Origin of the sequence: uncultured Vagococcus sp. (assembly GCF_963518325.1) — a bacterium.
GTDB lineage: Bacteria > Bacillota > Bacilli > Lactobacillales > Vagococcaceae > Vagococcus_D.
This window is the reverse complement of the sequence record NZ_CAUQJB010000022.1, coordinates 32,390-58,643: the sequence shown is the minus strand read 5'-3', so window position 1 is coordinate 58,643 and position 26,254 is coordinate 32,390. Positions and strand designations below refer to the sequence as shown.

The 26,254-nt window shown below is 41.1% G+C and carries 23 protein-coding genes and 1 other RNA gene; 5 read left to right on the top strand and 19 right to left on the bottom strand.

The features are described 5' to 3' along the window. Nucleotides 1–107 precede the first annotated feature (107 nt). Genes RWN13_RS16150 through RWN13_RS16140 form a run of 3 tightly spaced genes read right to left on the bottom strand, consistent with a single transcriptional unit; the run spans nucleotide 108 to nucleotide 2,352 of the window. The gene (locus tag RWN13_RS16150; protein ID WP_314065687.1) at nucleotides 108–869 is read right to left on the bottom strand and encodes a 16S rRNA (uracil(1498)-N(3))-methyltransferase; all 762 of its coding nucleotides are present in this window, start codon (nucleotides 867–869) and stop codon (nucleotides 108–110) included. A 31-nt stretch (nucleotides 870–900) separates the two neighbouring features. After that, nucleotides 901–1,854 (bottom strand): 50S ribosomal protein L11 methyltransferase, encoded by a 954-nt coding sequence (prmA, locus tag RWN13_RS16145; RefSeq protein ID WP_314065686.1) that lies wholly within the window; start codon nucleotides 1,852–1,854, stop codon nucleotides 901–903. A 15-nt stretch (nucleotides 1,855–1,869) separates the two neighbouring features. After that, the gene (locus RWN13_RS16140; protein ID WP_314065684.1) at nucleotides 1,870–2,352 is read right to left on the bottom strand and encodes a DUF3013 family protein; all 483 of its coding nucleotides are present in this window, start codon (nucleotides 2,350–2,352) and stop codon (nucleotides 1,870–1,872) included. Between the two features lie 279 nt (nucleotides 2,353–2,631). On the opposite strand from RWN13_RS16140, the gene RWN13_RS16135 reads away from it, so the two are divergent. After that, nucleotides 2,632–3,162: a phosphatase PAP2 family protein gene (locus RWN13_RS16135; protein ID WP_314065683.1), complete on the top strand. Its 531-nt coding sequence runs from the start codon at nucleotides 2,632–2,634 to the stop codon at nucleotides 3,160–3,162. A gap of 322 nt (nucleotides 3,163–3,484) precedes the next feature. On the opposite strand, the gene RWN13_RS16130 is transcribed toward RWN13_RS16135, so the two are convergent. The 3 genes from RWN13_RS16130 to RWN13_RS16120 all read right to left on the bottom strand — a co-directional run bounded on the left by RWN13_RS16130 (nucleotide 3,485) and on the right by RWN13_RS16120 (nucleotide 9,526). Continuing rightward, a complete protein-coding gene (locus tag RWN13_RS16130) occupies nucleotides 3,485–7,900 on the bottom strand; it encodes a VWA domain-containing protein (protein WP_314065681.1) in 4,416 nt (1,471 codons plus the stop codon). 3 nt (nucleotides 7,901–7,903) lie between these two features. Next, a complete protein-coding gene (locus RWN13_RS16125; RefSeq protein ID WP_314065678.1) occupies nucleotides 7,904–8,680 on the bottom strand; it encodes a DUF6273 domain-containing protein in 777 nt (258 codons plus the stop codon). A gap of 72 nt (nucleotides 8,681–8,752) precedes the next feature. Beyond that, nucleotides 8,753–9,526: a DUF6273 domain-containing protein gene (locus tag RWN13_RS16120; RefSeq protein WP_314065676.1), complete on the bottom strand. Its 774-nt coding sequence runs from the start codon at nucleotides 9,524–9,526 to the stop codon at nucleotides 8,753–8,755. A 1,053-nt stretch (nucleotides 9,527–10,579) separates the two neighbouring features. Here RWN13_RS16120 and RWN13_RS16115 point away from each other — a divergent pair. From RWN13_RS16115 to RWN13_RS16100, 4 genes are all read left to right on the top strand, one after another. Continuing rightward, nucleotides 10,580–11,854: a replication-associated recombination protein A gene (locus RWN13_RS16115; protein ID WP_314065675.1), complete on the top strand. Its 1,275-nt coding sequence runs from the start codon at nucleotides 10,580–10,582 to the stop codon at nucleotides 11,852–11,854. Between the two features lie 83 nt (nucleotides 11,855–11,937). Then, nucleotides 11,938–12,126, top strand: a non-coding RNA gene (ssrS, locus tag RWN13_RS16110) — 6S RNA. A gap of 106 nt (nucleotides 12,127–12,232) precedes the next feature. Then, nucleotides 12,233–12,517: a hypothetical protein gene (locus RWN13_RS16105; protein WP_314065673.1), complete on the top strand. Its 285-nt coding sequence runs from the start codon at nucleotides 12,233–12,235 to the stop codon at nucleotides 12,515–12,517. 44 nt (nucleotides 12,518–12,561) lie between these two features. Continuing rightward, a complete protein-coding gene (locus RWN13_RS16100; RefSeq protein ID WP_314065670.1) occupies nucleotides 12,562–13,023 on the top strand; it encodes a universal stress protein in 462 nt (153 codons plus the stop codon). A gap of 129 nt (nucleotides 13,024–13,152) precedes the next feature. Here the strand turns inward: RWN13_RS16100 and RWN13_RS16095 are convergent, their stop codons facing one another. The 13 genes from RWN13_RS16095 to RWN13_RS16035 form a co-directional block, all read right to left on the bottom strand. Continuing rightward, entirely contained in the window at nucleotides 13,153–13,458 is a 306-nt protein-coding gene (locus tag RWN13_RS16095; protein WP_314065667.1) for a cupin domain-containing protein, read from the bottom strand. Nucleotides 13,459–13,633: 175 nt separating this feature from the next. Beyond that, a complete protein-coding gene (locus tag RWN13_RS16090; RefSeq protein ID WP_314065664.1) occupies nucleotides 13,634–14,461 on the bottom strand; it encodes a phosphoenolpyruvate hydrolase family protein in 828 nt (275 codons plus the stop codon). 2 nt (nucleotides 14,462–14,463) lie between these two features. After that, entirely contained in the window at nucleotides 14,464–15,696 is a 1,233-nt protein-coding gene (locus RWN13_RS16085; protein ID WP_314065662.1) for a Tm-1-like ATP-binding domain-containing protein, read from the bottom strand. Nucleotides 15,697–15,788: 92 nt separating this feature from the next. Continuing rightward, the gene (locus RWN13_RS16080) at nucleotides 15,789–16,979 is read right to left on the bottom strand and encodes a phosphoenolpyruvate hydrolase family protein (RefSeq protein ID WP_314065660.1); all 1,191 of its coding nucleotides are present in this window, start codon (nucleotides 16,977–16,979) and stop codon (nucleotides 15,789–15,791) included. Nucleotides 16,980–17,094: 115 nt separating this feature from the next. Continuing rightward, nucleotides 17,095–18,276 (bottom strand): acetate kinase, encoded by a 1,182-nt coding sequence (locus RWN13_RS16075; RefSeq protein WP_314065657.1) that lies wholly within the window; start codon nucleotides 18,274–18,276, stop codon nucleotides 17,095–17,097. 22 nt (nucleotides 18,277–18,298) lie between these two features. Continuing rightward, the gene (locus RWN13_RS16070; RefSeq protein WP_314065655.1) at nucleotides 18,299–19,306 is read right to left on the bottom strand and encodes a class I SAM-dependent methyltransferase; all 1,008 of its coding nucleotides are present in this window, start codon (nucleotides 19,304–19,306) and stop codon (nucleotides 18,299–18,301) included. 257 nt (nucleotides 19,307–19,563) lie between these two features. Then, the gene (locus tag RWN13_RS16065; protein WP_314065652.1) at nucleotides 19,564–20,232 is read right to left on the bottom strand and encodes an amino acid ABC transporter permease; all 669 of its coding nucleotides are present in this window, start codon (nucleotides 20,230–20,232) and stop codon (nucleotides 19,564–19,566) included. Next, on the bottom strand, nucleotides 20,232–21,074 hold the full coding sequence (locus RWN13_RS16060; protein ID WP_314065651.1) for a transporter substrate-binding domain-containing protein: 843 nt from the start codon (nucleotides 21,072–21,074) through the stop codon (nucleotides 20,232–20,234). Before RWN13_RS16060 ends, RWN13_RS16065 begins: the two co-directional genes overlap by 1 nt. Before the next feature lie 12 nt (nucleotides 21,075–21,086). Further along, a complete protein-coding gene (locus RWN13_RS16055) occupies nucleotides 21,087–22,532 on the bottom strand; it encodes an amidase (RefSeq protein WP_314065649.1) in 1,446 nt (481 codons plus the stop codon). An 846-nt stretch (nucleotides 22,533–23,378) separates the two neighbouring features. Further along, nucleotides 23,379–24,302, bottom strand: coding sequence for an SGNH/GDSL hydrolase family protein (locus RWN13_RS16050; protein ID WP_314065647.1), 924 nt, complete (start codon nucleotides 24,300–24,302; stop codon nucleotides 23,379–23,381). A 195-nt stretch (nucleotides 24,303–24,497) separates the two neighbouring features. Beyond that, on the bottom strand, nucleotides 24,498–24,758 hold the full coding sequence (locus RWN13_RS16045) for a hypothetical protein (protein ID WP_314065645.1): 261 nt from the start codon (nucleotides 24,756–24,758) through the stop codon (nucleotides 24,498–24,500). Nucleotides 24,759–24,963: 205 nt separating this feature from the next. Beyond that, nucleotides 24,964–25,575 (bottom strand): DUF1054 family protein, encoded by a 612-nt coding sequence (locus RWN13_RS16040; RefSeq protein WP_314065740.1) that lies wholly within the window; start codon nucleotides 25,573–25,575, stop codon nucleotides 24,964–24,966. Nucleotides 25,576–25,585: 10 nt separating this feature from the next. Further along, a complete protein-coding gene (locus tag RWN13_RS16035; protein ID WP_314065643.1) occupies nucleotides 25,586–26,149 on the bottom strand; it encodes a GNAT family N-acetyltransferase in 564 nt (187 codons plus the stop codon). Nucleotides 26,150–26,254 lie beyond the last annotated feature (105 nt).

The window sequence follows — 26,254 nt, the reverse complement described above, 5'->3', positions numbered from 1 at the left end:
TCATTATTATACCATATGTCAGGCTACCCTTTACTTATAAGATGATTACCGAACATCCTTTGATACTGCAAAAAGAACCATTCATTGATGAATGGTTCCAAATTCTTTTAGACTTCCAATAAGTCATACTGATAACTAATTGCACTTAACAAATATAGCGGAGCCGTTTCTGCTCGTAAAATACGTGGACCAAGACCACATATCTTGGCGCCCAAGGTCTCAAAGAAACTGACTTCTTTCATTGAAAAGCCCCCTTCTGGGCCAATTAGAACAAGTAGTGTTTGTCCCTGAGACATCTCTTGAATGGTTTGCACCAAGCGAGCTTTCTCACCAGCTTTAGCTGCTTCCTCGTAAGCCACTAAAATCTGATCATAACCACTGAAACTCTCATAAAAGGGCGCTGCTTGCTCAAACATGGTCACTGTTGGCTGAACTTGACGATGAGATTGCTCAGCAGCTTCTTTGGCAATTTTACTTAGACGGTCCTGCCGTTTGGCTAACTTCTTGCCATCCCATTTAACAACAGATGTCTGACTAGGAAACCCAATAAAATCATGGGCTCCCAACTCTGTCCCCTTTTGGACGACCAAATCCAGCTTGTCACCTTTGGGATAGCCACAGGCAATTGTCACATGAATCGGTAGCTCCTTGGTTTGCTCCTCACGTGCCACTTCTTTTAATTCTACTGTCTCAGGTAAGATACGCGTTACCTCAGCTTTGATGGCCACTTCATCTTGAAAGACCAGATAACACTGGTCGGTTTCTTTCATGCGCATCACATTGACCGCATGGTGATAGTCCTCTCCTATTAAAGATAATCCCTGATCAACTGCGGTCTGATACGCCTGCTCCACAAAATACCGTTGCATTCACAACTCTCCCTGACAATTCAACTTATTTTTACTCTTGATCACTGGCTGGTTTCGTTAAAATAATGCCAAACCAATCGGCTTGCTGCAAGATTTCAGTCACTTCAAACCCAATTTCCAGCAGGCCTTCCAGCACTTCTGCTTTTTTATCTTCAATAATCCCTGAGACGATAAATTTCCCACCAGGCTTAACTAAACGCCAAGCATCAGGAATCAATCGCAAAATGATTTCCGCCAAAATATTCGCCACGATTACATCGGCTTGAATCTCAATCCCCGTCAACAGATCATTGGCGCTGACATGAACATCTGTGGCAATCGGATTTAAATCCATGTTTTCTTGCGCGGCGGTCACTGCCACATCATCCAAGTCATAAGCATAGACGTCTTTGGCACCTAAATGCTTGCTGGCGATGCTTAACACCCCTGACCCTGTTCCCACATCTAACACTGTTTCGCCGCCTCGTAAGACGATTTCCAGGGCGTGTAAACTAACCATCGTTGTCGGATGCGTCCCTGTCCCAAAGGCCATGCCTGGATCCAGCTTTAAAATTTTTTCATCGGCATTTTTAGCTTGATAATCTACCCAGTTCGGCACAATTGTTAAATAACGACTAATCGACACTGGGTGATAATATTTTTTCCAAGCAGTGGCCCAATCCGTTTCCGCCACTTCATTAATTTCCACAGTGTTAGCCCCAATGGCTAAACCAAACTCAGGTAACTGATTAATTTTTTGTTTAATCGTCGGTAAAATTTCTGGTAAAAAGGCCGTTTCCGGAAAATAAGCCATCACAATGGCCCCTTCTTTAATATGATCAAAGTCAGTGGCATCTAAAATTTCGCCAAACTTATCACTTACAAAGTTCGTCACATCCAAGGCATCTTCAATGGCAACCCCGCTAGCTCCTGCTTCCATCATAATATTCGATATTGCTTCCACGGCTTCACTAGCCGTGGTTACTTTTACTTCAGTCCATTTCATCTTTCTTCGTCCCTTCTAGTATTTAGGATAAGGAACGTACTCAGTCGGTCCTGTAGCATCTGCTAATTGTTTTTCAAATTCAACTTGGTTCCACTGCAACTCAAATACTTCCGCGTCTTCATTTGCTAGGAAGTCCATTAAATCACTTTCGCCTTCAGTTAAGACCTGACCTAAGTACTTCGCCAAGGTTATTAAGACTTTCTTTTGAATGCCTTTTTTGCCTTCATACGGGATAACAGCCAAGTAATCTTCTTGATCGACAACATCGCCTTTAGCTGGATCATACAACAGCACGCTATCTTCGAATTCAATAACTTCTTCTTCTGTCTCGATACCATCTAAATCAGCAATCGCTTCGCTTCCTTGATTTTGTGCATACAAGACAGCAATGACTTCGACCGTATGGCTTTTAGCATCCCAGTCAATAGCGAAATCATAATCCCCTAAGTTTTTTTCTAATTGTTTTTCTAAAAATGTCAACATATGTTCTTTTTTCATCAGTTGTAATCCTTTCTTGGTACATTCTGCTATATAATTTCTATTTTAATAACCAGTATCTGCATGACGTTTAACTGATAATGCTGTTAAATTAGATGTTTGATTACTGTCGTAATGTATCTATTTTATCATACAAGATAGTGCCTTGAAATGCTACTATCATCTTCTCTCATGACTCGTCTATTTACTACTTTTTGACATTTGATAATTCACTTAAAAAAACGTATACTTTGCCTATATCAATTTGTAGCTAAATCTGACAATCAAAAGGAGCTCCTTATGTTTTCAACCATCCAATACTACGACCAACAACTCATTCGCTATATTCAACAGATACCCCGTTTACGTTTGTTGACGCAAATTGCCAGATTCATTAACACGATTGGCAATGGCGGCATCATGTGGGTTTGTTTAGCCCTCCTGCTAATCTTTACAGGTCATCAACCCTACGGCTATATGATTATCTTTGGTGATGCCTTTTATTTTTTAGTCTGTCACCAACTCATCAAAAAGCTGGCCGTGCGAAAACGACCCTTTCAAAACAACCCTGACATCCAGCTGGACATTAAGACACCGAGCAGCTCTTCGTTCCCATCTGGTCACGCCACTATCTCATTTGCCAGTACGACAATCCTCTTTTTTCTTAATCCCTTGGCCGGCTGGATTGCTTTGACAGTCTCTGTGATTGTTGCACTTTCCCGTCTCTATCTAATGGTACACTACCCAAGTGATGTCCTAGGCGGCATCCTTATCGGGGTTTTGGATGGCTTGATTGCTGTCTCTGTCGTTAGCTTTTGGCTGCATCTGTAAGTTATGTTACTGGTATTTTTTTCACTGTCATTAATGTTATGGCTCAAGTGACACCCATACTGATATTAGTATTTCCATGCTAATCCCCCAGCATTAAGAAGTCAAATACAAGAGGCAAAAAAACATCCAGGCCAATATAGGCACCTAGATGTTTAAACCAACAACAAGAATTATAAATCTTTTCTACGATCTATTTCCCACGGGAAGCCAGAATTAGCGTCCTGCTCTCAAGGATTTATTAAAGTCAACCAATTGTCTCATGCTCAACATCTTCGAGTAAAAAAGACCTCTTCATTTTCCCATGATTTCCTCATTCCTTTTTTCACTTTTCAAAATATGGCGCAATGAATGGATAACTTTTCTCCTCATTAATCGTCCAGATTGTATCAAAGTTCCAACCAGTAAACATCTTCTGCTGTTTCATTTCTTTATTAGACAAGCCTACTGGAAATGCCCCTTTTTCCCCACTTGGATTACCGCTATTACCGTGTGCTCTTAAGTTATTAGTACTATCACGATTATAGAAATTCGTTCCGAGATAATTGACACCAGAACGCCCATTGAAACTTCCATATTCTGCTGTTCCACTACCGCTAACATTTCCCGAAGCGTAACAATTCTTAACAGACTTCGCAAGACTGTTAGTATCTTTACCAGACCCAGCAAAATAACCAACTAATCCCCCCGTACCTGTTGTTCCTTTCACATTCCCTTGGGCGTAGCTGTCACTGATGGTAGCAGCAGATACTTCACCAACAAGCCCACCTGCTATATAGCTAATAGTGCTGACATTGCCATAGGCACCACTTTGTTCTAATATAGAGCTACCGTACAAGGTCCCAATCAACCCACCTGCATAATTTCGAGCGTTCACCTCTCCTTTTGCAAGGCCTCCTTTAACGGTCGATTTCTCGTAAACAACCCCTGCAAGCCCACCTGCATAAGACGTCTTGGCACTCACGCTTCCGGTTGTGTAGGCATTCACAATACTTGACTTACCTTTAAGGCCACCGACTCCCCCTCCTACGTATGAATTACCTGTGGAACTTGTCTCTATCGTCTGACAGTTTTCAATAATTGTTCCACTGTCAGCCACACCTACTAGACCACCTGAATAGTTCCCACTAGTCTGAGTATGAGTTTTCTCTACCACACAATTTTTAATACTGACAGGTGAACTATTGAGACTGCTATAGGCAAATCCAACAACGCCTCCTGCGTATCCACCACCAGTGGCAACAACTCTACCACCTTTTACTTTGACATTTTCGATGATTGTACCATCTCGAGCGTCTCCAGCCACCGCCCCAATTTCATAGCCACCTTCGATACCGGCATCGGCAAGCTCAATTGTCAAATTTTTAATTGTGGCATTTCTTGCCACAGAAAACAAGCCCTTATAGGAGATTCCCCATTTTTTGCTACTCCACAACCCTTTTATGCTATGCCCATTACCGTCTATTTCACCTGTAAAATAAGGTGCGCCATAACCTATTGGGTACCATCCTTTATCTTTTGTATGAGTACTAGAAACATAATCTGTCAGATCTATGTCTGCATGAAGCCGGTAGTTAGCTGCGGGATTTTTTCTGACTGCATCAAGGTCTTTCGCAGTCTTGATAATTAAATACCCATCTGGATCCACCGTTTCTCCAGTCCCACTTTTTTTCTTGAATTTGGCTGTAAGTGTCACATCTTTCATTACTCTGAAACGATAATTTAACTCTGTAGATAGACGTTTATCTTTCTCGTACCAGCCAAGAAACTCACTTTCTTTTAGAGGGATCGCTTCAACTTGAGTAAATGTTCCAAGCTGTCTAGAGCCAGAACCGCTTGCGTAACCTAAAGTCATATCAGTTGATTTAGCCTCAACATAAAAGTATGCTGATAAGGCATCCTCTCCGCTTAATTCATCATTTGGACGTATTTCTTCCCCTTCAGTACTAAGTTTATACTCAGTGGTAGAAGGCTTTTCAGTCATATCACCTACTTCTGTTTCACTGTAGGCTGGGATTGTGCTAAGGTATTTTTGTCCCTTTTTAATTGGTAAGTCATAGTAATTCAACAACCGATTTACTTCACCGACATTTGGATTAAACTCATTGATTGCATAAGTCATCACCCCATCACCTGTTGCTGTAATCTCAATTGAATAATCATCTGTTGTCGGAAGATACACCAACTTTTCCCCATTCTCATTCAATGCTGAAATAATACTACTTTGCTTTTGAGGGATATCGTTAATTATCGACGTCACTACTTCTCCAGTCGCATTGAATACTCTAACATCAACAGGGCAATTAATTCGCACAATCCGATACTTCCCATTTGTAAAGCCGTCTACGCCAGCAGCATCAGATGTATAATAGGAATCCATTGACTGCATCCACGCCAAACAAATTTCAGGCATATGCGCTTGTCCAATCCCTTTATAATTTTCTTTTAAAGTCGCAGTAAGATGAGGGTTTTGCAACAAGAAAGCGAGAACTGAATCTGCAAGGTAAGCCGCCGCTTTATCAAATGCCCCTTTATCATATTCTGTAATTCCCACTTCATTCAAACTTGCCCGTAACATCTTAGACACTTCTTGATAAACTGCCAACTCACCAGATGGTAATTTCAGGACAATATCCCCCCAATTATTTTTCAAGATATCCAAAAATATTTCGATTACTTTTCCTGTTGTACCTGGCTTTGAACCAAAGACGATACCCGCCAATTCTCTAACACCTTCTTGATAAGTTGACACATAATAGGTTCTGTTTCTCAAAACATCTCTTGTCATTAACGTAATAGTGTTCTGTAAAAATAGTCCCTGCGACTGGGCATTCTCTGGATCGTCATATATCATAGGCTTACCCAGTGGTAAAACACCAGATAAGAAATCAAATTTTTTCATGGAAAAATCGTCAATAATGTACGGAGACGTCCCCTCGAGGTCATTATGTTGAGTAAGCATTCTTTCTTTATTTGCATGATATACTTTTTCAGATTGAGTTTCTCCAGATGGTAGCCTCACATCCTTGCCATATCTAGTAAATTTCCATATTGAAGGAGCTACTCTAGGGACAGCATCGTTCCAATTTATCACATTGTAAATATTATCAAATTTGCTTGTTTTTCCATTATCTGAAGTAACAGAACCTGCTGGTGCTTCAAATGTATAGGTATATACATCGTCTAATTTCAGATTACAGTTTGGGAAAGATACTCTTCCTTCATCGATTCTACCAGCTACCATATTAGCAGTGGCTCCTGCACGACTATACCCAGTAATCCAAAGCTTAAGGTCTCCCTCAATCTCATGACGCTTCACATATTGTTTTAAGAATGCGATCACTTGATCGCGTGCTTGACTAAAGCCTTGATGTTGACCACTCTGACCGATAGTAAAATTACTGGCCCATTCACTTTCATAACCGCCTCCTCGCACAGCAAGAGCGATTAGCGTCTGTTTCTTTCCTTTCTCTTCAATTACTTTATTAGCTACAACGGCACCAATTGAATCCTTTGTTGGTTTACCGATAATGCCCTGACCAGTGAAATCCGTATAGTTATGAGCAAAATCTTTGAAACCAATATCAGTAAGCAGATTCTCTGCGTTAACCATTTTCAACGTATAATCATTTCCAACATCGGCACTTCCCCAGGCTGAAAGCTCTAAATTGAGAGACATGGTTGCCAAATGCTCATTATAGACATACGAACTCTTTTGGAAATAGGCGTCATCATAGTAATAAGTCGCCGTATTATCCCGATTGCTCCCAAGGTATTTAAATGTCCCCGTCTTTTTCGTGATATTTTCTATCACGTCTCCAAATACAAACTCTAACTCATTGGGATCTTTTACATCATAGAAGTGACGTGTTGAGGACGCTAATTCTAACGCACTCAGCTTGAAAAATTGAACGATTTCTTTTCCTTCTTCTGGCATATCGTTCATCATTTGAAAGAGACCAATCGTATAAATAGTCGCCTTGTTTTTAAGTTGTTCCGCCGCAGCATATGCCACATTAGCGTAGGCATATAAGCGAATTTGTGTATCACTGCGATGCCACTGACTCCCAACTGTGTTTTCATCATAATGCCCTGCATAATTATGGGCTCCATCATTTGTCATCCCTGTTGTAAAAAGAACCACATTTTTATTGGTCGTACTTGACACACTATCTAAAAGAATTTCAGCTGCAGAAATTCCTTTAGCAACATTTCGTGTGTTACTAGAAGCATACAGTCCGTCAATGGCTGATGATAGTCTTGTTAAATCCGTTGAAAATGATGCCACAACGGATGATGTTGCTCCTTTATACTGAACAACAGCAATATAGTTAGTCCCATTCGCTTTTTGACTATCTTCAATAAATTTTTTAGCTGAAGCCTTAACATGCGTAAGTGCCGTGTTTGCTGTATAAAACAATTTGCCATCCGATCCAACAAATCCTGTAGATGAGGAGGTGTCTAACACTAGTACCGTGTAACGCTCCGTTCCTTTCTCCTCGTTACGATTGTTTTTGTCTTGAAGATTTTGGGTCATTATTTCAACCTTAGGTGGATTGTCTGGCAATTCGATACTTTTTACTTGTCCCTGTTCCAGTATGTCTCCTTCTCCAAGGGATACTGCCTGAGATAAACCTAATTCATCACCCTCCAATTCATCAGCTAGAAAAATATTAGAACATGAGAATGCCACCACAAAAAAGCAACTTAACACAATCCATCTTTTTATCCATTTTAACATCAATCATTCCTCCTCTTTCATAATGTATACTGACTTTCCCTCTACTGCTTCGTCGCTTAAGACCACCGGTACACTTGGTGGTAAACAAAATGCTGGCCGAACACCACTTCCGATATCAGCCCCCCCTGAGCTATAGCCTCGTGTCCCCATTGTAAAAACACTATAGGAAACAAAAAATTCTGGCTGCCGCGTCCAATATGGACAGGCCTCGCCATTGGAAAACGAGGCAAAACGACGCCTGTAATCATCCTTAAAATACCTTAGATAGCTTCCTTCCGGTGCACTTGTCCCTCTAGCTTTACCTGTCAATTCTGTTAAGGAAAGTAAGAATATTTTCCTCGGAATTGTATGCGTGTCTCGCTTTGGAGTGCCAAAGTTACTTTTACTTGATATGACGACATGACTTAACACAATGGACTCTTTCACCTTTGAATCTATGGCGCCAATAAACTCTTTATTCAAAAAGGAATCGATACTACTTTCTTCATAGTAAGCACCAAAGTCATGATACGACCAAGAATGACTGTCATTCTTTTTAAAGGGTCTAGTGTCATCCAATAAGTATTTTCTAAGTAATAACACACACCCTTCATAATCCTCAGTAAGAACGAGATAAGGTGTGAAAAATCCATTTTCTTTGATGCAAATCTCATTATCTGTCTTTTTACTAACATCGTATGACAGCTCTCTTAGTGTTTCAGCTTTCCCTTCACAGCCTGCTAAGATGATACAAACAAATAGATTAGTCACCAATAAAAAAAACATTTTTAATCTTGGCATCCTAAAACGTCTCCTTTCCCCTCTCGATTTTTTTGATACCGATCCATTTTTACCACTCGTTTTAGCGGCATTTTACTCTTTTATAATGTATACTGACTTCCCCTCCACTGCTTCATCGCTTATGACCACTGGTGTACTTGGTGGTAAACAAAATGCTGGCCGAACACCACTTTCGACATCAGCTGCACCTGCACTAACACTACGTGTTCCCATTGTAAAAACATTATAAGTATCCCAAATTTCTGGCTGCCGTGTCCAATACGGACAGGCCTCTCCATTAGAAAACGAGGCAAAGCGGCGAGTATAATCATCTTTAAAATACGTTAAGTACTTGCCTTCTGGTCCACTTGACCCATCATTTTTACCAGTCAATTCTGTTAAGGAGAGCAAGAATATTTCTCTAGGAATAGTTAGTGTATCTAAATTTGGGGTACCAAAGTTACTTTTACTTGATATCACGACATCGCTTATCAGAATAGATGCCTTCACCTTTACCTCTATGGTCTCAATAAACTCTGTATTCAAAAAGGAATCAATACTACTTTCTTCGTAGTAAGCACCAAAGTCATGAGACGACCAAAGATGACTGTCATTTTTTTTAAAGGGTCTAGTGTCATCCAATAAGTATTTTCTAAGTAACAGGACACCACCTTCATAATCCTCAGTAAGAACGAGATAAGGTGAGTACATGCCATTTTCTTTGATGTAAATCTCATTGTCTGTCTTTTTACTAACATCGTATGATAGCTCTCTTAGTGTTTCAGCTTTCCCTTTACAGCCTGCTAAGATGATACAAACAAATAACATTGCTATCACTAAAGATTTCTTTTTTACGCTTACCTGCATAATAGCCCCCTTTCACATTTTTAAGTACGGGAAGTCAAGCTGTCGATGCCGTCACTAAGGAATATCCCGTCTCTCAACACGTTCATCTAAAAAAATCACACCCTCATATTTTTTAGGATCTCCTCTACATCGCATTAGCATCAAACAACCTCGATCAATAAAACGTGACAATATGAACTCTTCTATTTTAATACGCGCTCTCTCCTTCACACCCACCATTACGTTGAGTCCCTTTGAGAAACTGTTTAAAATTCCTCTCACTGATATAAACAAGTTCAAGCATAGAAACATCCCGTTTGAAATAAGCCTCAAGAGCCATGTCTATGTCCCTTAAAAAACTTATGACAAACTGCCTCTCCAATAATTTTTTTCACCTCTGTTCGGTTATAGTCAGTAAAAGTATCTTTTTTGAACTGTTTTATATCTTTTTAAGACAATCTGATTTCCTTTCTACCACCCTTTAATCAGAAAACGAATTCTCTTTATATAACTTTAACACGTTATCCGTTCACTAAAGGAGCGTTGAAACGCTATAATTAAAAAAAATTCACCTGTATGATTACTTACTTCATAAAAAACATTAAATTCGTCACGATAATAAATAGTGTTGATAATAAATTCATCAATAGCTATCATTAATAAAAAAGAAACCTGTCAAAAATCACCATGACCCATTTAGTTCAGCAACATTTGGTGTCAACCTGTTCCGTCGTTTGTATCTTAACCTCACTTAAACCAGCCTTTGATTATGATCGTTTGCTCCTACCGACAGCTCTCTGTTTTGGATCAGTTTAAATCTGTTTAGTGGATCTCGTGAGCGGTGCAATTAGTGCCTATTCACTTAATTGCAAGCCCTATTTACCTATTATCAAGACGTAAATCCGACTTATGAACCCAAGCCTGATTCCCTCCAACCCATTATCAATTTAAACGTAAACGGGCCAATGCCACTCTTCCATTGGTCTATGGTATAATTGAACCAGATAGTCCCAGTAACCTATGGAACAACCGGTCCCTTTTACACAATGTCTATCTATATAAAGGAGGTTAACGATGAATAAACCTTTAGCTTATCGCATGCGCCCTCGCAATTTAGATGAGGTTGTTGGTCAGCAACACCTTGTAGGGGCAGGTAAGATCATTCGCCGAATGGTCGACGCTAAAATGCTGTCATCGATGATTTTATACGGCCCACCAGGAACAGGTAAAACCAGCATTGCCAGCGCTATTGCTGGCTCAACTAAATACGCCTTTCGCCTATTAAATGCGGCCACTGATACAAAAAAAGATTTGCAAATCGTCGCCGAAGAAGCTCGCATGAGTGGCACGGTGATTCTCTTATTAGATGAGGTCCATCGCCTTGATAAGACCAAACAGGATTTTTTACTGCCCCATTTGGAAAGTGGCCGAATTATTTTGATTGGTGCGACGACCGAAAATCCTTATATCAGCATTAATCCAGCGATTCGTAGCCGGACACAAATTTTTGAAGTCAAGCCACTTAGTGAAGAGGATATCGAAACAGCCATAAACCAAGCCCTGAAGGATAAGGAACGTGGCTTAGGAGAAGAGGCCGTTACCCTTGACGAAGAAGCCATGCTTCATTTGACCCGGGCCACTAACGGCGATTTACGCAGTGCTTTAAATGGGCTGGAGTTGGCCGTTAAATCAACTCAGCCTCAAGAAGATGGTAGCATCCATCTCACCCTCTCGATTATCGAAGAATGCGTCCAACGAAAAGCCTTGACTCATGATAAAAAGGGCGATGCTCACTACGATGTGATTTCCGCCTTTCAAAAATCAATCCGTGGCAGTGATGTTAACGCAGCCTTACACTATTTAGGCCGCTTAGTCGAAGCAGGTGATTTACTGATTATCTGTCGCCGTTTGATGGTAATTGCTTATGAAGATGTTGGTTTAGGGAATCCACCTGCCGCCGCCCGCACAGTAAGTGCTGTCCAAGCAGCTGAAAAATTGGGCTTTCCTGAAGCCCGAATCCCATTAGCCAACGCCGTCATCGACTTGGCCTTATCACCAAAATCCAACTCAGGATACATGGCCTTAGATGCAGCCATTGACGATATTCGCGCCGGTAAATCCGGTGAAATCCCCGACCATTTGCGAGACAGCCATTACAAGGGAGCTGAGGAGCTTAACCGCGGAGTTGGTTATCAATACCCTCATGACGCACCTGGTTCTTGGGTGGATCAACAGTACTTGCCTAATAAAATCAAACGGGCCCGCTACTACGAGCCAAAAAATACCGGCAAGTACGAACAAGCTCTGTCCCAGCAATATCAGCGAATTAATCAAAATAAAAAAACATGAGACAACAATGTAACAACAGTTTTCTGATTAAAAGAAAGCGGTATGAATTGCTCATTTAATTGTAGTATGCTATTATAAGGGTGGGATATCTGTGATGTTCGAATCATTCCAATCTGTGTTGACCGAACATTTTTAGTATTACTTCGGGATTCAACGAGTTCAGAAAGAAAACAAGCCTTTTCACTTGGTAGTTTGACGTTTGGACAGCGAACCCCACCTGCTTACTGCGGGATCAATACTCCGGCGTGATAAACGGCATCTACGGATACTGCCCATTTTAGTTTAAACTAAAGCAATTTGCGCTAGCAAGTTGCTTTTTATTCTATTATAATTTAGGCCAACAGAATCACTTTTGCGAGCCGTAAAAAGGAGTTTCATATGATTATTAGAATTTTGTTGGTTATTGTTGTTCTCGTTTTATTTTTTGTCGCCTATTACTTACGTAAAAATAACTTGTCTTTTAGCCACGTATTGGCCGGTGACAACCAACCCGAACCGATTCAAACCATCTTTAAACAGTTTGCCAAAACTTGTCTCATCTTAGCACTAATCGGCTTAGTCTTTCTTGTTTTAGGCCACAAGTCCTTGGCTCTAGCCTATATTGCAGTCGTGATGATCGCATCGGCTATTTTTAGCATAAACTTATCTAAACTAATTTCCTGACCAACAGGATTGACTATAAAAATTTTTGAATTGAGGTGCCTTCCATGATCCAACAATACAAACACATTTTAGTGGCTGTCGATGGTTCTGATGAATCTGAATTAGCTTTTGCCAAAGCCGTTAATGTGGCTAAACGAAATCAAGCTAAATTATTTTTAGCCCATATTATTGACACCAGAGCCTTTCAATCAGTCTCTTCATTTGATGATGAACTGGCCAGTCAGGCGACTGAGTTAGCTAAACAAACACTGGCTGACCTATCTGCGAAAGCCAAGCGAAACGGTGTAGCACATGTGGTGGAAATAGTGGAATACGGAGCGCCAAAAGGACTTTTAGCTCGCCAATTGCCAGATGAGTATGAGATTGATTTAATCATGGTTGGTGCCACAGGGCTAAATGCAGTCGAACGCTTATTGATCGGCTCTGTATCCGAGTATATTATTCGACACGCTCATTGCGATGTCCTTGTTGTAAGAACTGATTTAACTAACCAACGACCAGAATAACTTAATGACAATCGAAAGTCAGACGTCTTGTTTATTCTATTTCAGGAAGTTTTTCCTCATCTGATACGCTTATAGAAGCATTAAGATACCCCTAAAAATCCCACTTCAGCCCAAAACTGAAGTGGGATTTTATTTATCTTTTGGTAAAATCACTTGGCAATGAGGATCAGACCGCATCTCTTTCTCTGGCCCTGAAAATTGATACACCGCTAAAATTTCCAGAGGACTGTCACCATTATTAATGGTGGAATGAAACACATCAGCTGGGATATGAATCAACTCACTAGCTACGACTACTTTTTCAACTTCCCCCTCAGGTAGCTCCAACATCTGAATTCCCGTTCCTTTTAACACATAGAGAACCTCTTGGATGCCTACATGATGGTGACGCTCATGGCCTTGGCCAGGTTTTAATGTAACTAAACCGGTCTTCATCTGATACGTCCCTGTCACTTTTGGTTCAGATAACCACTCCAGAGTCCCCCAAGGAAAGTTCTGAGCTTTCACATTCGTTTTTTACAAATCGCTTCATCACCTGAGCTTATTTCTCTAGCCACCCTATTAAATAATCCAATGAATCTGTTTATTTTAATGACGTAACAAGACCCGTCTATTTGATTTTTTTGAATTTTTCAGTTTGTTCACGAATCCCTTTTTCTGCTGCAAAACGCTCAATACTGGATGCTCCGAAAAAGCCATCTAAGTCTTTCGTCTGTTCAATCACATACTGCGCATCTTCTGGTTCCGCAATTGGTCCCCCATGACAAATGACCAAAATGTCTGGATTAACGGCTTTGCCAGCTTCGATAATGGCTTCAATTTTTGCGACACAATCATCAAGAGTAAGAGCTGTTTTAGCTCCGATCGTCCCTTTAGTCGTCAATCCCATATGAGCCACTAAGATATCCGCTCCCGCTTCTGCCATATCACGCGCTTGTTCCGCATCAAAGACATAAGGCGTCGTTAAGAGATTAAGCTTATGCGCCTTACTGATCATCTCGACTTCCAAACCATACCCCATATTGGTTTCTTCCAAATTTTGGCGGAAGTTTCCATCAATTAGTCCCACTGTAGGAAAATTTTGAACGCCACTAAACCCTTGTTCTTTCAATTGACGCAAATAGACATCCATCACGCGAAACGGATCTGTTCCGCAGACTCCTGCAAGTACCGGTGTATTGTCTACTACCGGCAAGACTTCTTGTCCCATTTCAACGACAATTTGGTTGGCATCTCCGTATGACAGTAAACCTGCTAATGAGCCACGACCTGCCATGCGATAACGACCAGAATTGTAAACGATTAACATATCTGCCCCACCCGCTTCGCTGCTTTTTGCTGTAATTCCTGTTCCTGCACCAACGCCTACTAAGTAAGCCCCTGTCGCTCTCGTTTGTCTAAATTCCGCCATAATCTCTTCTCTTGTTTGTGTATTCATCTTTAGTTCCTTCTTTCTTGATGTTCAATTAAATCAATCAATTGTTGCGCTGCAAATTCAGCAAATGTCGGCTCATTGATCGCTTCTTCTCGCTCAATTAGCGTGACCTTATCTGAGTTCACATGGGTCCTTAAAGCATCAAATAAACAATTATCCTCTTCGGGGCCATAAAAAAGCTCCCCTGCGACATCAATCCCTGATAATCCTTTCAACGGTAAAATTAACTGAGTATCACCAATCGACTTATTCAGTTTTTCAGCAATTATTTCACCTAGTTGCTGATTTTCTGCCCTAGTCGTCCGCATTAATGTGACTGTTGGATTGTGCTTGTATAACAATCGCTGATCAAATTTTTTAGGGACTGTTTCAAAGGGGCCAAAATTGACCATGTCCAAAGCGCCTACCGATACCACTTGAGGCACCCCAGATAGGGCTGCCGCTTCCAGACGATGTGGCCCTGCATTCAAGACCCCACCTACTATTTCATCGGCCCATTCGGTCGTTGTCAAATCCAAAACCCCATCAATAAATCCAGCTGAGATGAGAGCTTCCATCGTTTTACCGCCACTCCCTGTCGCATGAAATACCAGTACCTCATAACCCCTTGCCTCTAAATACTCTCGGGCAGTTGTCACTGCTGGTGTCGTAACACCGAACATAGTCGCTGCAATTAGAGGTCGCTTGTCAACAACCCTTTCAGGCCTTTCAAAATGCAACATTCCCGCCATAGCAAAAACAGCGTTGGTAAATATTTGCGTCGAAATCGAATTTAACCCAGAAACATCGACGATTGATGGCATCATCATAATATCACTGGTCCCCACGTAAGGTGAAATGTCCCCAGCAGCCATGGTTGATACCATCAATTTTGGCACCCCAATGGGTAATGCTTGCATGGCTGACGCCACCAATGAGGTTCCTCCAGAACCACCAAAAGAGATAATTCCAGCAAACTTGCCTTCAGCATACAAACGTGGAATAAGTTGCCTCATCCCTTTAGCCAATATCTCAGTGGCATAAGCTCGGTCCTTTTTAGCCATCAACGATTCAATTGTCACACCTGCTGCTAAGGCTACTTCCTGATTACTGACGTCTGGTTCAAAGTAAGGCGGAAAAACACCCGTATGGATGGTCAGTGTCTGAACCCCCACATCATGAAATAACTTTCGAATAAATAGATACTCTTCCCCCTTCGTATCAAAGGTTCCTACTAATGCTACCGTTCTTGTTACCATCTTAAAGCTCCTCTCTCTATCCCTTATACTTTCATTATAAGAAAAAAACACCAAGTGTAAACGTTTTTATAACGCATTCACTAGTGTTTATATTAGATGATTTGTGCTTTATAGTCACTGGGTGACATTCCCATATAACGTCTAAAAATTTTATTAAATTGGGCGTAGTCCTGATACCCTACTAAAGTAGCGACTTCTTTGAGTTTTAATGTCGGGTTGCTCAGTAATTGAACAGCCTGATTAAGCCGATATCTGATCAAATAGTCCGTAAAAGTAGACCCTGTTTTATCCTTAAACAACGTGCTAAGATAACTACTAGAAATATGGGCAACCTTAGCTAAATCATCTAATTGAACCTCACCGGCATAATTTTGTTTAATGTATTTTTTTACAAATTCCACATAATCATAATGCTTTTCAATACCATCCAGCATTTTCGCCATCAAATTAGTTTCAACCAATTCCTGAGGGTGCTTAAAATGTTTAGTCTTTTCAATAACTGCTTCAGCTGGCGTAATTCGATCAAAAGTCGACCCGCCAATATACCCATCCAACTCCCCTAAATGATTATAGATATACTGGCTATCCACTAAATCATTAACTGGACCACCATAAATCATCGTGATGACATTTTGGCGAATCTTACGACTTGCAGTAAAAATACCACGAGCTTGATTAATAACAGCTTCTAGCGTAATCACTTTTTTAGCCCCCAGCTTGCCACCTCTTGTCAGCCCACAGTGAAAACAGATGACATCTGCTCCCGCCCGAGTCATCGCATTCCCTTGAGATTCATTAAAAACAAAGGCAATCGTAAAAAGCCCCTGACGATGAGCCTCTGCGATGGCTCTGACCTCCTCTTCATAAGAGAGACCAGCTTCTTCTAACGCCTCTGCAAATTGACCATCCAATAAGCCCACAGTTGGATAGTTATTCACACCGGAAAAGCCACCTTCCTTAATCGCTTTAATAAACTCTGGCAAATCAATTAAAGGATCGGTCCCATTGAGACCAAAAATAATCGGCAAGTTAGGTAAAAGAGGCAAAAATTCCTTTGAAGCAAACCGAAAGACTTCCTGATTACTGTTTTCAAATGGCAAAAAGCCTGCAAGAGAACTCCGACCCATCGTTCGAAAGCGGCCTGAATTAAGAGCCATAATAAAATCAGCACCGCCTCTTGCTGCTTGACTAGCCATCATCCCCGAACCGGTCGACACACCTAAAAGATGCTGACCATTTCTCAGCTCACGACGCAGTCGCTTTAACGTATCTTGACGATCCATGCTCATCCTCCTAAGGCTACTCTTTTTCTTTTAGTATAAGCCAATAACCCGCTATTTGAAAGTCGTCATATAAAAAAATCCCGATTCAGCCTTCGCCGAATCGGAATTAATCAGATTATTTTAACGCTTCAACGTCACGAGCAATCATGACTTCTTCATCTGTTGGAATCAATAAGACTTTAACAGTTGAGTCATCTGTTGAGATCACACGTTGTTCACCACGAACATTGTTTTTCTCATCATCGATTTCGCAACCAAACCAAGTCATACCATTGATGATTGATTTACGCATGTTTGAATCATTTTCGCCAATACCAGCCGTAAAGACAATCGCATCCACGCCGTTCATAACTGTCACGTAGCTACCAATGTACTTACGAACACGGTCTGCAAAGATTTTAAGCGCCAATTGCGCTTCTGGTTTTTCAGAATGCTCCAAATCACGCATGTCACTTGAAATACCTGAAAGACCTGTTAAACCTGATTTCTGGTTTAAAATATCAATCATGTCTTTCACATCTGTTAAGCCTAATTTTTCCATTAAGTATGGTAATAGAGAAGGGTCGATATCGCCTGAACGAGTTCCCATTGTCACACCAGCAAGAGGCGTAAAGCCCATCGAAGTATCCACAGATTTACCGCCATCAACCGCTGTAATTGACGCACCATTACCTAAGTGACACGTAATGATTTTTAATTCTTCAGCTGGTTTGCCTAACATTTCAGCCGCTTTTTCAGACACATAACGGTGACTTGTTCCATGAGCGCCGTATTTACGCGCTTGGAATTTTTCATAGTATTCCATTGGGATGCTGTACAAGTAGTTAACTTCAGGCATCGTTGTATGGAATGACGTATCAAAAACAGCCACATTAACTGTGTTTGGCAATAACTTTTGAATCACACGAACAACAGCTGCTTCAGCAGGGTTATGAAGTGGTGCAAATTCAGCTAACTCATCAATTAATTTCAAAGCAGCATCGTCAATCAAAGCTGACTCTTTAAAGTGTTCGCCACCAGCTACAACACGGTGACCTGCACCAGTGATTTCATCGAAAGAAGCGATGATGTTTAATTCTGTCATTTTTTCTAATAACATGTTAATCGCAAATTCATGGTCGTTAATGTCTAATACTTCATTGAATTTTTGGCCTTCACCATATTTAATCGTAAAAATTGAATCATTTAATCCAATACGTTCCACGATTCCTGATGCGATAACATCTTCCTGAGGCATTTCGAATAACTGCCATTTTAGACTTGAACTACCTGCGTTGATTGCAATTGTTTTTGACATAATTTGATAGAACTCCTTTTAGTTAACTTATATTTTTGGCTTTCCACGTGCTAAACTGTTTGAAAAAGCGTTGTAACTGTTCGCCGTTTTTAAGTGACGGCACACTTGCTAACAATACTTCTTTGGCTTGATGACTCGTTTCGCCATGATTTTGGATAATGATAATCGACTTCTGAGAATTTTTGGCTTTAAACAAGCTATCTGGTAATTGTAAAATCCCTTGTAGATACACTTTTTCTGTCAGCCATTCTTTTAATTCTGAGGCTTGTTCTGTCTCTAAAAAGTCTCTCGGAACTAAGAATAAGCCAAAACCGTTCTCTTTGACATACGTCATGCTTTGTTCCATCAATAAGTGATGGGCATAAGAATGACCGTCCTTAGCACCTGTTACGAATCTTTGAGCGTGTTCGTCATTTGGATAAAACCCGATTGGCAGATCTGCCACTGCCACATCAGCAGGCTCCACTAGCAAGTGTTGCAAGCTGTCCTGGTGGAATAACTGCAAAGGCGTGTCAAACCACTGAGCATTAACTGCCGCCACAGCTAACAACGCGTCATCCACATCTACCCCAGTCCCTTTAACTGAATAAGATTCTCGCAAGCTCAGCATCACAGTCTGGATCAGATTTCCCATTCCCACTGTTAAGTCATTGATGGCCACTGATGGTTGGGTTTTCCCAACTAACGCTTCAACCAGATAAGCAAACAAAAAACCTAAGGCATCAGGTGTTAACTGATGATTGGCCTGTAAAGGTTCTGCCATGGTTCCTTTTAATAATAACAATTGGCTGACTTTACGTTTTTCTTCACTTGTTAATTCCAGTTGTTGAAACTCCTGATAATTTGCTTCAATCAATCCCTTTGTTTCCTCATCCGGCACATGATCAAGCACTCGCACTTGATAACCATCAGTCATATTTTCACCATTTTCGATATAGGCGTCAATAAACGGAATCTCTAGAGCTGTTTGAATTAATTTAATCGACGTTTCAAGTAATTGAAAGCCTGTTTCAATTTTATTTTGAGGCATTCTGTCACTTCTTTTCTCTCTTAAATATAACAATTTGCGTACCTCTTTCATTCTAACGAAAAAAGGTCTCAGATTCAAGAGTTTTGGCTCTTTTAGTCAAGTTTACTTTTAAAAATGTTAGGGAATTATTTCACAGAAATTGAAACACTTATTTTGTCTTGTTTTTTGACCGATTAAAGAGGCTGGGAAATCCCCTCAGCCTCTAGCTATCTAGTTCCTTTAAACGACTTGCCTGATCATTTAACAGGATGTCTCTACTAACTGTATTGTTGGTACCTATTTTCCAAATAATGCTGCACACGACCGATGGCCAAGCACAAGAGCCAATAGATGACGGCTACTAAAACATAGAGACTCATATAGTCAAATTCACGGCCACCGATGATTTTGGCTTTTTGAAAGATTTCAGGAACGGTGATCGTCGCCGCTAAAGCCGTCCCTTTAACGAGATCCATGGCCACATTCCCCAAGGAAGGAATGGCAATCCGAAAGGCTTGTGGCAAAATAATCTTGGTCATGATTTTAATAAAAGGAAAGCCCAAAGCTCTGGCAGCATCCCACTGACCGCTATCAACACCACTGATGGCGCCACGGTAAATTTCAGCCAAAAAGGCACTGCTCGTCAAGGTAAAACAAATCACCACTGCCGTAGTGGCGCTTAGTTGATAGGGCATGCCAAAGTATAAAATAAACAGTAAAACCAAGGCAGGCACACCTCGCAAAAATGAAATATAAAATCGCAACAACCACTGCAAAGGTTTAACCGGCAATAACCCCAATATCGTCAGCAAGATACCCAGAAAATTCCCCAATAAAAAACTTAACAGACTTAAACCAAGAGTGTAGGGTAACCCCTGTAAAATAAAAGGCACAGACTCCCACATTAATTTAATATCCAGCTGAGGGATATAAACTGCCCCATTCATCAATCCGCACTCACAGTCCGATCGACTTTAACCGTTGGCTCTACCGATACATCCGTACCAAAAAAGCTTTCTGCCAAGGTTTTTAACTGACCCTCTTGTTGCATCTCCTTGATAACACCATCAATTTTTTCACGTAACGCCACATCTTTTTTGTTATATAACAAACCTGAAGTTGAGGCATTAAAGTAGACATCTTCTAAAATTTTGACTGGAATATCCGGTAAAGCCCCTACTGACATCTTTTGTAAATAATAATCATTCAAAATAACATCAGTTCGACCATTAGCCACATCTGTTAAGTATTGGTCATTAGTGGCGTTATCGTAGCTCACCAATTCAGCTCCAAACTTTTCAGCGATTTTCATATAGCCAGTTGTCGCTTCTCCCGCTGCTTTTTTCCCTTTTAAATCTTCTAAGGAAGCAATTCCAGAATCATCGCTTTTTCTGACAATCATGCTGTCAAATGAATACTTTAAAGGCAGTGATAACGCAAAATTTTTCGCACGCGCCTCTGATAAGGATAAATCATTGGCAATCAAATCTGCCGTGCCATTTTTTAATGAGGCAATCGTGCCATCTATGTTGTATTCTTTAAACTCAATTTCCAGCCCTAAACGCTTGGCTACTTCCCGACTGACTTCCACTGAATAGCCGGTTAACTCATTCTGATCATTGTAGTAAGAAGCTGGAAACAAGGTGCCTGACGTGGCGACGACCAATTTGTTTGCTTTCTCCACCTTTTCCCAACTAGTGTCCTGAGCCTCTTCTTTGGCAGTCGGCTTTCCACAAGCCCCTAAAAGTAAAACCATCGCTACCATTAATCCCATGACTGTTTTTTTCATTTCCCCATCATCCTACTCTCTATAATATGCTGGCACAATCAATTGTTGGGCCTCTTCTAATTCTTTTCCTAAACGAAATAAGATGTCCTCACAACTTTTTGACGCCATTAACTGGACCCCAATTGGCAATCCATTTTTAGCCACATAGATTGGCAAACTAATGGCTGGCTGTCCCGTTAAATTCGCCAGTTGCGTATACGGTGTAATCGCCAGACTTTTCGCGAACATCTCATAAACCAGATCCTTCAAAGCCCTTTGACTTAGAACTTCCGCCTGAGCAAGCCCTTCACGAATCACCTCACTTTGTAAGTCATGGCTGATCTTTGGCGCTGTATCAGTCGCCGTTGGCGATAAAAAGGCATCATATGATTCAAAAAGAGTTTCCATTGTATACGCCGCCTGATCCCATAATTGCAGAGCACGAACGTATTCCCCTGCGCCAATTCCTTTACCATATTGATAAATAGCCCAAGTCATCGGCTCCACATCGTCTTTGGTGACAGCTCGACCAATCGCCCCTTCAATATCAGCCATCATGGCAACCGTCTCAGCCCCATTCATGGCATAATAACTGTTAATCAATTGTTCCCCATCAACTGGATAAGCCACCTCAACCAGTTCATGACCAGCTCGTGCCAAAAAGCTAGCGGCTTTTTCAAAAGCCTGATGGGCCTCTTCACTCACCAGCCCTTTGACCGGTGACGCTACGCAATAAGCAATTCGCAAAGGACCCTGACGCCCCTTCTCATAGGCCGGCGCCTGATAAGGCGAGGCTTTATGATTGCCACTTAAGCCTTTAAACAATTGCTCCGTATCTCTCATGGAGACCGTTAACGCAAAATTAATCGACGCCCCTTGCCAACCTCGCCAGCCATTAGGGCCTGTCGGCATGCTGCCACGAGTTGGCTTTAAGCCAATTAGCCCGGAAAAGCTGGCAGGAATCCGAATCGAACCACCACCGTCACTAGCCCCCACAATCGGGAACATGCCACTAGCAAGCGCTGAAGCAGCTCCACCACTAGACCCCCCTACATGATAAGCAGTGTCCCAAACATTTTTTGTGACCCCATATAATTGAGGATCGGTGATATTTTTAAAACCAAACTCTGGGGCATTTGTTTTCCCAAACGGAATCAGTCCCAATTTTTCGAATCCTTTAACAAAGTTGTCCGTCATACTGGCACAATGATTTGAAAATAAACGTGAAGAAGACGTATCCCCCATCCCCGCCTTATTTTGACCTAACATCTTCAACGCTATTGGCACCCCATAAAATGGCGCTGCTTCCTGACCAGTACGAGACGCCAAATCTGCCAGAGCACTGGCTTTATCAAATTCAACAACGGCATTTAATGCCGGATTAAGCGCCAATACACGCCGCTCGGTTTCCTCAATTAACTCTTGGGGCGATACCCGTTTCTCACGAATTTCCGTTGCCCAATAAGTTGCATCTTTCATATACGTTCTCCCCCTTTCACAAGCACCTCACAGGACTAATAAAAGTAGCCCAATCAAGAAAAGTATAGCACTCGCCCCCTTAAAGAACCATTGTTCAAACTCAACAGACCAACTTCCCAGCCCTCACTTAGCCTATCCTCTGACAAAAGACTAGTTTAACAACATTAACCAGCCATTAGCTCACAAAACAGACATACAAAATTGTTTTTTAAAACTCACTATAGTCATTCGGAACTACCACAATCACTCCAGCTACACGCCTCGCTTTAACCAGTCACCCAACAGCACATAAACACCAACAATCTCAGGATTTCCCTAGCGGTCCACAAGAAAACCAAACCAAGCAATGACCATGCTCTCCTTAACTACACGCCTCGCTTTAACCAATCAACCACTAGCGCACAAACACCAACAATCTCAGGATTTCCCTAGCGGTCCACAAGAAAACCAAACCAAGCAATGACCATGCTCTCCTTAACTACACGCCTCGCTTTAACCAATCAACCACTAGTGCACAAACACCAACAACCATCGGATTTCCCTAGCGGTCCACAGGGAAATCTAGACATCCCAACAATCACTCTAACCAGACTCCCCATCTACACGCCTCGCTTTAACCAATCAACCAACAGCGCACAAACACTAACAACCTCAGGATTTCCCTAGCGGTTCACAGGGAAATCAAACTATGCAATGACCATGCTCTCCCCATCTACACGCCTCGCTTTAACCAATCAACCACTAGCGCACAAACACCAACAATCTCAGGATTTCCCTAGCGGTCCACAGGGAAATCAAAAAATCAAAAAAAAAAAGCCAAGATTCTTCTCAGCTTTTTCCTTTCTTCTATTCCATTGTGCCCTCGATTACCTCAGCCATGCGCTGTCCCACTAGCGCCATGCCATCACTATTCGGATGTAGCTTGTCATACATATACTTGACTTGATTGTCACTTTCTTTGGTAATACCTGAATTTTCCATCAGGTTATCCGTCGGTAACTCATAGCTCTTAGCCACTTCCATAATACCGAGAGCAGTTGCCTCCATCTTCTCTTGCAAATTGTCTCGATCTGTTCGTTGGATCGGCGTAAAAACAAAGATTTGACACTTAGGATTGTTCGATTTGACATAATCAATAATCCCTCGCAAAGCTCCGAGGGTTGTAGCGGGTGTCTTATCCGTCACCGTGCCAAGGGCGGAACCTCTTCCCACATCATTGGTGCCACCAAATAAGGTGACAATATCCACGTCTTTAAAATCCACTTTAGCTTTAACAATCATATCGTAAATCGAACGGTGCTCACTGCCAGAAATGTTCTTATCATACAAGGCATAGGTGGCACCACTGTATCCATAAGTAACAACCGTTGCCCCCTGTTGGCGGAAAACCTCTTGATAACCAACGATTGGGCCAACATTTTTCACAGTTTGACCATCTAATTCAGTAATCGAATCACCAATCACCGCCACTTTTTTATCTTCCAAATAAGGACGCTTAGTAATTTCAACTGCCTCTAATTTTTCTGTCACAACTTTTTGACTTTCGCCAACCAACCCTTCCACTACTTTAGTGATACCTTGTGATTCACTTTTGGCTAATCGAGGTGCCAGATCCATCACTAAGACCGAAATTCCCGCCACCGTTACTAAGGTCATTAACAAGTCTCTAACAAGCTTGCCGTGTTTCGTTAATTTGCGACTAAAAAAAAGAATAGTGATATCAATTAAGCGCATGGCAATTATCACAATCACAACTTTTTCTAAACTCATTTCTTACATTCCTCCAAAACTCTTCAACTCTATCTTGTCTATAGACAACAATATCCACAACCTTTTTCCAAAATCCGGAAAGACTTCAGGTTGTGGATAGTAATTAACTCATTCAGCTTAATTAAAGAGTATCTTTTTGTTACTTATTTATACAGAACACTCTTGCCTTTCATTTCAGTTTTTTAGGACTATCACTTATGAGTTGAATAACTCATCATCTGACATGTTAGCAAATTCATTTTTAGTAATATCCTTCGACTCATTTATTTCTGCCATCAATGAACTGCTTTCGGTAATCAAAATTTTAGCACCAGCTCGTTCATTCACTATTCTTTCGATAGCTTGTTCTTCAACATTTTTCTCAGCAATATTAAGGTCTATAGTTTCTGGGATATCTCTGCCTGAATCGGTGTCCAACCTAACATAAAAATTTAAGTTTTCTTTTATTCGTCCCATAGTCATCATTCTTTCCAATAATAAAATCACTTGACTTAGTTCAATTTTACTATATTCACACCGTAACCTCAATGCGAAAGTCACTTCGATTCCTTTTGAAAATCTATCTCACTGCCGTCTTTTTCAGAAAAAAAGGCTACAAATCACTTTAAGATAACAGTAATCTGTAGACTTATTTATATCGCCGTCAAAAGGAAAGACTACGTCACACTCTTGCTTGGTATGCTAATTTATACAGATCAAGTAATTCGACATAAGTCTCTAACATATACGTCCGAGCCTTAGTCGGCGTTTTTAGGAGCACATCCTCTTTTGTGATAATCCGGCCCACTTGAAATTCGCCTTTCTTGACATCACGCCATCGTGTCAAATCTTTTACCAAATCAGTTTCCTTAATATTAATGTAGTTATTTATCGTATGATCTGTGTTAATAACAAAATCACCTGGTAGTTTTTCTAGTAATTCGATAGTCTCCAAAAAAGCCTGAGCCATCTGTTTTTCATTTTGTGGATTATCAATAAAAGATAACCACATCACAATATAATTTTCATTAATGCCTAAGGTAAAGTGGGGGTATTTTTTATAGCCACGCTTATCGCCACCCATAGCGCTCCAAGTGAAATCAGGAGCATTGGCAGTTCGACGACGGTGTTGCGCAATATGCACAATCAGTTCTTCCCCAACTAGCGGTGTCAGCTTTTTAACAAAATACTCATCCAGCTCTTGGAAAACTGGCTGAATCCGTTCACGAACAGCTGCCATTCGTTCATCTAAGCCCTCAACTTTAAACACATCAAATTCTTTTTTTCGAAACATCTTTACCATTTTATTTCTCCTGACTTTTACAATAATCCTCTTTCGTTACGCCGTACACAACATTAGTCGCCACGTCACCCTTAATAATCACCACATCTCTTAAAACCGCTTCTTTGATCATACCGATTTTCGCCATCACGCGACCAGATGCTGGGTTACGACTATCATGTATAGCTTCCACACGGTTCAATTCTAATTTTTCAAAAGCCAATCGAATTAATTCTGCTGCCGCCTCGGTCGTATAACCTTGGCCCCAGTATGCTTTATTTAGTGTATAACCCATCTCAGCTTTACGATGATCCTCATTGACTCGTAAATCAATCGTGCCAATCATTTTTTGATTGACCCTCAATACAATCCCGTAGTTGCCTAAGGGCTTACTCAAAAAATACTTAGCCAGGTTTTCCTTAGTATCCTCAAGTGAGGTATGAGTCTCAAAAACATATTTTGTCGTCTCATCATCTGAGGCATACTCATACATATCCTCAGCATCTGCTAGTGTGACAGGGCGCAAAAATAATCGCTCCGTTTCTAAAAATTGATTTTCTGCTAACATTAACGTTTGACTTTTCATCCTACTCCCACCTTCTCAAATTAGTTCTTTCTATAATAACATAATTTATGGTGGGAAAAGGGGAATTCTAAAAAAGAGGCTGAAAATCTCTCAGCCTCTTACGAA

Coding starts and splice junctions, on each gene's coding strand:
- RWN13_RS16150 (WP_314065687.1), bottom strand. CDS start 869: ATGCAACGGTATTTTGTGGAGCAGGCGTATCAGACCGCAGTTGATCAG.
- prmA (WP_314065686.1), bottom strand. CDS start 1,854: ATGAAATGGACTGAAGTAAAAGTAACCACGGCTAGTGAAGCCGTGGAA.
- RWN13_RS16140 (WP_314065684.1), bottom strand. CDS start 2,352: ATGAAAAAAGAACATATGTTGACATTTTTAGAAAAACAATTAGAAAAA.
- RWN13_RS16135 (WP_314065683.1), top strand. CDS start 2,632: ATGTTTTCAACCATCCAATACTACGACCAACAACTCATTCGCTATATT.
- RWN13_RS16130 (WP_314065681.1), bottom strand. CDS start 7,900: ATGTTAAAATGGATAAAAAGATGGATTGTGTTAAGTTGCTTTTTTGTG.
- RWN13_RS16125 (WP_314065678.1), bottom strand. CDS start 8,680: ATGCCAAGATTAAAAATGTTTTTTTTATTGGTGACTAATCTATTTGTT.
- RWN13_RS16120 (WP_314065676.1), bottom strand. CDS start 9,526: ATGCAGGTAAGCGTAAAAAAGAAATCTTTAGTGATAGCAATGTTATTT.
- RWN13_RS16115 (WP_314065675.1), top strand. CDS start 10,580: ATGAATAAACCTTTAGCTTATCGCATGCGCCCTCGCAATTTAGATGAG.
- RWN13_RS16105 (WP_314065673.1), top strand. CDS start 12,233: ATGATTATTAGAATTTTGTTGGTTATTGTTGTTCTCGTTTTATTTTTT.
- RWN13_RS16100 (WP_314065670.1), top strand. CDS start 12,562: ATGATCCAACAATACAAACACATTTTAGTGGCTGTCGATGGTTCTGAT.
- RWN13_RS16095 (WP_314065667.1), bottom strand. CDS start 13,458: ATGAAGACCGGTTTAGTTACATTAAAACCTGGCCAAGGCCATGAGCGT.
- RWN13_RS16090 (WP_314065664.1), bottom strand. CDS start 14,461: ATGAATACACAAACAAGAGAAGAGATTATGGCGGAATTTAGACAAACG.
- RWN13_RS16085 (WP_314065662.1), bottom strand. CDS start 15,696: ATGGTAACAAGAACGGTAGCATTAGTAGGAACCTTTGATACGAAGGGG.
- RWN13_RS16080 (WP_314065660.1), bottom strand. CDS start 16,979: ATGGATCGTCAAGATACGTTAAAGCGACTGCGTCGTGAGCTGAGAAAT.
- RWN13_RS16075 (WP_314065657.1), bottom strand. CDS start 18,276: ATGTCAAAAACAATTGCAATCAACGCAGGTAGTTCAAGTCTAAAATGG.
- RWN13_RS16070 (WP_314065655.1), bottom strand. CDS start 19,306: ATGCCTCAAAATAAAATTGAAACAGGCTTTCAATTACTTGAAACGTCG.
- RWN13_RS16065 (WP_314065652.1), bottom strand. CDS start 20,232: ATGAATGGGGCAGTTTATATCCCTCAGCTGGATATTAAATTAATGTGG.
- RWN13_RS16060 (WP_314065651.1), bottom strand. CDS start 21,074: ATGAAAAAAACAGTCATGGGATTAATGGTAGCGATGGTTTTACTTTTA.
- RWN13_RS16055 (WP_314065649.1), bottom strand. CDS start 22,532: ATGAAAGATGCAACTTATTGGGCAACGGAAATTCGTGAGAAACGGGTA.
- RWN13_RS16050 (WP_314065647.1), bottom strand. CDS start 24,302: ATGAGTTTAGAAAAAGTTGTGATTGTGATAATTGCCATGCGCTTAATT.
- RWN13_RS16045 (WP_314065645.1), bottom strand. CDS start 24,758: ATGGGACGAATAAAAGAAAACTTAAATTTTTATGTTAGGTTGGACACC.
- RWN13_RS16040 (WP_314065740.1), bottom strand. CDS start 25,575: ATGTTTCGAAAAAAAGAATTTGATGTGTTTAAAGTTGAGGGCTTAGAT.
- RWN13_RS16035 (WP_314065643.1), bottom strand. CDS start 26,149: ATGAAAAGTCAAACGTTAATGTTAGCAGAAAATCAATTTTTAGAAACG.